Annotated in this window: 2 protein-coding genes; both read right to left on the bottom strand. The window is 55.1% G+C overall.

The window, feature by feature from the left end; all coding sequences use genetic code 11:
- Window positions 1–2,312: Eco57I restriction-modification methylase domain-containing protein (locus Q0F21_RS05130; RefSeq protein WP_297238008.1), on the bottom strand; the 2,312-nt coding region annotated here is incomplete at its 3' end.
- 6 nt (window positions 2,313–2,318) lie between these two features.
- The coding region (locus Q0F21_RS05125; protein ID WP_297238006.1) for a DEAD/DEAH box helicase at window positions 2,319–5,177 on the bottom strand (2,859 nt) is incomplete at its 5' end.

Here is a 5,177-nt window from a genome sequence, read left to right as displayed (position 1 = left end):
GACCGGCAACTGTTGCTATTCTCCTCCTTGGCGAAGAGTAGGATATTGGTGTCCACGGTCGCATTCTGGAAGATCTTTACTCCGGCAAAGTCTATAAGCAACCTGGGGTTGGTCCGCTCCGATAGGAATTGCCTGGTTTTCTCTCCATATCCGGCACGCATCCACTTATTGGAGGTGATGTAGCAGAGGTGCCCGCCCTCTCTGAGCAGCTTCCAGCCCAGCTCATAGAAGAGGCAGTAGATGTCTCCCGTACGAGCATAGGTCTGGTATCCCGCATCGGCGTAGAGCTTTGCCAGTCGTCCGCTATCCTTAGATAGCTGGATGTATGGCGGATTGCCGATAACTATGTCGAAGCCCCCATTCTCCATAAAGACGTCGCCAAACCAGGTATGCCAGAGGAAGAACTCGTCATTGGCGTGTACGTCGATGTCTCCGAGCGAGACGTCAAACTGCTGCTCCCTCAGCTGCCACTCTATCATAGAGGTGATCTCGTCTCTCATCCTCACTCGCTTCGTGTGATCATCGCAAGCGTAATACTTCCGGATAAGACTGGAGAGCTTGTCGCGCAGTAGGTCGAGATTGTCCTCGAAGAGTGTAAGCCGGCAGCCGGAGACCTGGTCGACCTCCTGATTCATCTTAGTTAGAGAGCTGAGATCCACTCCCGCATACTCCTCCAGGAGGGAGTCGCCCTGCATGATCTTGAAGTCCAGGTTGGGCAAGGCTTCCGGGGTCTTTTCATCCACCACAAGGGTAAGCCAGAAGCGCAGCCGAGCGATGTCGACCGCTCCTCTCTCGATGTCTACACCATAGATATTATTCTGCAGGATCTCCCTCTTAGTGGCAGCCGGATTTAGGGCTGTAGTGGACTCGAGAGCGGATCTACAGAAGTAGAGCTCTCTGAGGAGTCCCATGGGGAAGGCACCGGAGCCGATGGCAGGGTCACAGATCTTCACCCTCAGGAGTCGCTCCCTGATCTCCTCCGTCAGGTCACCGAGGGAGGTACCATCGTGACTCTCGACAAAGCCTCGGATAGCCTGTCTCTCGTCCTCATCCTCATGGTCGGACTGGAGGTAGGCGATCAGACTCTCCGCACACATATACCGGACGATCTCCTTAGGGGTGTAGAAGGCCCCCATATCCTTATTGTCCTCGAGGAGGTTTTCGAAGATCCGCCCCAGCATCTCCGGATCGATACCCACCTCGGCATCGTTGGGGTCGTTCTCGTCGATCGTAAAGTTATACTGAGACAGCACAGAGAGGAGATCGCGGAAGTATTCCGCAGGAAAGGCGAGCTGTCTCTCATCTAGTGCGTCACGCTCGAAGAGGCCACCATTGAGGTAAGGCACCCGAACGACACCGATACCATCGACCCTTGTGTCGAAGAGACTCTGACTCTCCCGCCGATCGGTGTCGAGAGCCTTGGCAAAGAGAGGCTCCAGGACGCTGTCGAGGAAGTTGGCCTGCTGCTCCAGTGATGCGTACTCGAAGAGGTGGAGCATGAAGTCCTTGTCTCCCTCGCCCCACTCCCCGGCTCTTGGGACGCCCATCCAGCCCTTCTTCTGGAGGAAGTGGAGGAAGACGATCCGCCCGAGGAGCTTTTTCACATAGTCGCGGATAGGCTTCTCCTCCTCACGCATGCCGATAGCGCCCTCCTCAGAGATCTCCTGCTCCTCGGGGAGGAGATGACCACGGAGACCATTCTCAGGATCCGCAGCATAACTAACAAAGGTCTCGTAGTGTGCCTTGTATCGTAGGAAAAACTCTTGCGAAAGAGCTTCGACACTGAAGGCCTGCTGCAGATCCTCCATCGTCAGGGGATCCTTACGACTATAGAGACCATAGAAATTGTCTGTCGCTGTACGGCACGACTGCCCCGGACCGAGGAGGAAGGTGTACCGCTTGCTGTCGGTGGTCTCCGCTAAGCTGCCCTCCTTGCGACAAAAGGTAAAGCGCCAGTCCCACCTCGCAGCATCCTCGTAGTGGAAGATCATAAAGGCCGAGGAGTAGCTGCTCATCACCGACCGGATCAGTCGCTGGATGGAGACCCTATTTCGCTCCATCTTGACGCTGTCACTCACAGTAATGTCAAAGACCTGAAGAGGCTCAATGCCGATATACACGCTCCCGAGGAACCTGATGCTGCGTATCCCGGTTGAGGTGGCGAGACGCTTATCATCGCTTCCCTGCAAAACCTCCTTATTGTACCCATCCTCGAAGTTATTTCCGAAGATGGGGATGATGATAGTGTCCAAGAAGGACTGCCCGCCCTGATAGCTGGTGCTCAAGTACTTCCTGAGATACTCCTTGTCCATGATGGTTTACTTGATGATTCCTAATACGATCCCCGGTGCCCCCTGTTGTGTCTCTACCTTCTTGATCAGCTTACCGATGCTGTTCCTCAGGAGGGTCTCTATCTCATCTATGCTGACGGGGATAAGCTGCGACTCCCTCCGGCTCATTTCGTCACCGATCTGGATCATCCTCCGTATCACATCTCGATTGCCGCGATCGACCTGCTTGCGAGCCGACTGCAAGAGTTGCTGGATCTCCTCACTACTCCCCGGGTTTCTCCCGATCTTGACGATGATGCCGAGAGCCTTATCAATAGTGCTCTGACCGACGTGTGACTTAAGGATCCGGACGTAGTGCTGATTGTAAGCATATATAGCGCGCTTCCTGAGTGACGGCCAATCCTCAGGCAGAGGTACCCTCGTATCCTCCGGCAGGGCTTGCAGGCGCTCTAAGAGGTCGAGGAGAGAGAGGATCTTAGTGTCCACTGAAGGATCCTGCTCCACCTCTATGGCCAAAGGGGCGGACTTAGGTGCCCGCACGACAAAGTAAGCGCTCCCCTCCGCGTCCTGCGCCATCTCCCACCCCTCGTCCGTCTCTGCTATGAGCTGATAGCGGTCGGGGTGAGAGTCTCTGTACTGCTTCAGCTCGTAGACATACTTCTGGAGAGGCGACTCCTCACCCTCAACCGCTTCTCGGATGTTGTCGTAGTGGATCAGGCTCTCATCGTCCGTAAAGATCTTGCTGTCCCCACCGAAGAGCACGTGGAAGGACTGCAGCTTGGAGTGTGCTATCTGGACCAGCTGGATCATCTCATCGCCCTGCGCGCTCGGCATAAAGTTATACACATAGATCTTGGGATGCTGAGATCCGATGCGATTGACACGACCGATGCGCTGCATGAGTCGGGTAGAGTTCCATGGGGTGTCGTAGTTGAGTATGACATTGGCACGATGGAGATTCACACCCTCGGCGAGGACGTCCGTGGTGATGATCACATCGTACTCATCCCGCCACTCGCCGGTGTAATTGGCGTCAAAGTTCTCTCGGATCACCTGCTCCTTCTCATCTCTATTGTCAGCGGTTATGACGAGCGCTCTATGCCCCTTGTAGGCCAAGGCGTGCGATAGGGAGTTGACCGTGTCCTTTGCCTCGGAGAAGATCACCAGCTTGCCGGAGGTATTGGTCTGCGGGTCAAAGAGCTTTGTATTGATGCTCTCCTTGAAGGTATCAAACTTTGGATCCTGCGAATTGACGGTACCCCATCTGTCACAGAGGAGGGAGATAAGCTCGCGATCTCTCCTGAGACAGTCGTAGTACTCAGGGCGGAAGTCGCTCTGTCGGTACTCAGCATTCTGTCCCCTCTCATTGCGCCCCTCCTGAGTCAGCTTTGCGATCTTACCTCGTATCTCTCGCACACAGTCCTCGAAGGTGACCTCACTCCCGCGCTGTTCCGTCTTCGCTACGTAGTCCAGCTCCCTATTGATATCGATCTGGGGGCAGATAAAGATCGTGTCCCTCTCCCACATACTGATCATATTGTCTGTATAGCGGCGGAGGTTGAGGAGTGACCTCTTGAATGCCGTAAAGGAGCTTTCCAAGCGCTTCACCAGCATGACCTGCATGATCGTGGCCAGCTGTCCGGCGATATCGCCCACGCCGCGGTTACCACGCGCCATATGCTTCTGCTCATTAGCGTGGTCGACGAAGTACTCAATAGCTCGGTACCGATAGTAGCGGAGCCACTCGTCGGACCGGATCTTCTCCACCTCCGACGGGGCTATGATGCTCATGGTGTCGGCGAAGAGGCGCGCCAGCTCGTCATCCATCCTGTAGACAAGCGCATGGGGACCGGACATCTCCGGGAATACCAGTCCCTGCGCCTCTATATCGGCCTTGTAGTAGGTCTTGACATCCGTTCTCGTGCGCCGCTCCAAGAGATCCTCGAGGATATTGTCCCTGAGCTCCTGAGAGATTGCCTTCAGCCGCTTGGATCGCTCCTCTTCGCTTAGTCCATCGTGCCCCTTGAGGAGATTGTTGTACTCCTGATTGACATTCCTGAAGAAGTCCTCCAGATCACCTCCGGAGGCTCTCTTAAGCGTGCTGTCCTTGTGGTTGCGCTCGAAGAGGTAGATCTGATTCTTGAGATCGTCCGGCCTATTGTTCTGAGGCGTGGCGGAGAGGAGACCTATGTAAGGGTTGGCGCCGCTCCGAGCACCGATATTCTCGATGAGGGTGTCTAACGACTGATACATCTTGGTGGTGCTGCGACGGAAGCGGTGACTCTCATCGATGATGATCAGCCCGTAGTCTATATCCTGCAGCGCCTGATCCCCGTCTGTGCTCTCTTCATCCAGCAGATACTCCAGCTCCTCCGCCTCCTCTTCGTCGTCTAATAGGCTGCCGATCTTACCGGTAGTGATAAAGTCGACGAAGGGTGATATCTTATCTGTATTATCTTTTTGGTCAAATAGGTCGATGGTCCTCTCCCAGCCGGCCTTAATGGCCGGCGGTGTGATCACCAGTACCTTCCTCTCCCTGCCGTCGTCGCGCAGGTCGGATAGAAATCTCTTGATGATCAGTGTCCCGACGATCGTCTTGCCCAGCCCGACCACATCCGCGAGCATGAAGCCCCCATGCTCTCGCATGATACTGAGGCAGCGCTTCACAGCCTCTATCTGATAGTCCAGTCGGATAATCTCATCGGGGAGGTAGCTCTCTATCTCCTCGGTGAGAGAGCGGTCTATGACGTCGCCAAACTTGGTCTGCAGTAGCTTGATATAGAGCTCGTAGGGGGTAAAGGTCTCCTCCTGAGGCTGAGGATGGACGATGGGATCGACCTTGCCTCCGATGGGAGAGCGCTTCAGTATCTGCTCTAAGAAGGTCTC

This window comes from uncultured Porphyromonas sp., assembly GCF_934359325.1.
Classification (GTDB): Bacteria; Bacteroidota; Bacteroidia; order Bacteroidales; family Porphyromonadaceae; genus Porphyromonas_A.
The sequence above is the reverse complement of the archived record's forward strand: the minus strand, read 5'-3'. Positions and strand labels throughout refer to the sequence as shown.